The 990-nt window shown below is 55.0% G+C and carries 1 protein-coding gene; it reads left to right on the forward strand.

Annotated elements, in window-relative coordinates:
* Positions 1-64: 64 nt before the first annotated feature.
* Positions 65-990: bacteriophage abortive infection AbiH family protein (locus ACXJKH_RS21235; protein ID WP_457322341.1), on the forward strand; the 926-nt coding region annotated here is incomplete at its 3' end.

Consider the following 990-nt stretch of genomic DNA (forward strand, 5'->3'; position numbering starts at 1 on the left):
GGATTGGCCATCCCAGTGCCTTTTCGGGGCATGTCACAATCACTTTTTCAACACGGATCTAGCCATGGGACCGAGGAAGCTTTTTGTTATTGGCAACGGCTTTGACCTCCACCACCGCATCCCATCGAGCTACGCCCAATTTCGAGACTTTGTTCAGGCCCAAGATCGTGGTGTCTTTGATGCAGTGGAGCGATATCTCCACCCAAGCGGTGACTGGGCAGACATGGAGGCGGCCTTGGCCGAAATGGACCCAGACGAGATCATTGAGGACCTCAGCCACTTCATGGGTTCGTATGGTGCTGATGATTGGAGCGACTCGGGACACCACGACTTCCAGTATGAGGTTGACCTCCTGGTCGAGCGCATGAGCACGGAACTCCGGCGCCTGTTTGGCCTTTGGATCAGACAGTTGCAAATTCCGACCCAACTTCCAATCCACCAAACCGTCCAGGTGCTGGATCCRACTGGCGCGTTTTTGTCGTTCAACTATACGGAAACTCTGTCCCTTGCCTATGGCATCCCGCGCGAGCAGATCCTTTACATCCACGGTTGCGCAGATCAAGTCGACCAAGAGCTGATCCTTGGACACGGTTGGAAGCCGGAAGATCGACACCCTCTAAATGACCGACCCGATGTGGCCGAGCTGGACACGCGTCTGACCGAGGCCAATGACATCTTGGACTGCTACTTCTCCAAGACCTTTAAGCCGTCTGACAAGCTAATCCAAGCACATGCCGGATTCTTCGAGTGGATTTCATCGGCCCAAGAAGTCTATGTGCTTGGCCACTCATTGTCCGATGTCGACGCGCCCTACTTCGAAGCAATGCTTCGAAATCCCTCGGTGCGCCAGGCAAACGTTCACCTGGCGATCCATAAGCCTGAGGAGGAGCCAGACCTCGTGAGTCAGCTAATTGACTTTGGCTTTCCCGCCAGCAACATCCGAACTTACAGCTGGGCGGAGCTCTGCTTGTCGCGCACGCTTCTCTCGAC

This window comes from Stenotrophomonas sp. P5_B8, assembly GCF_054049855.1.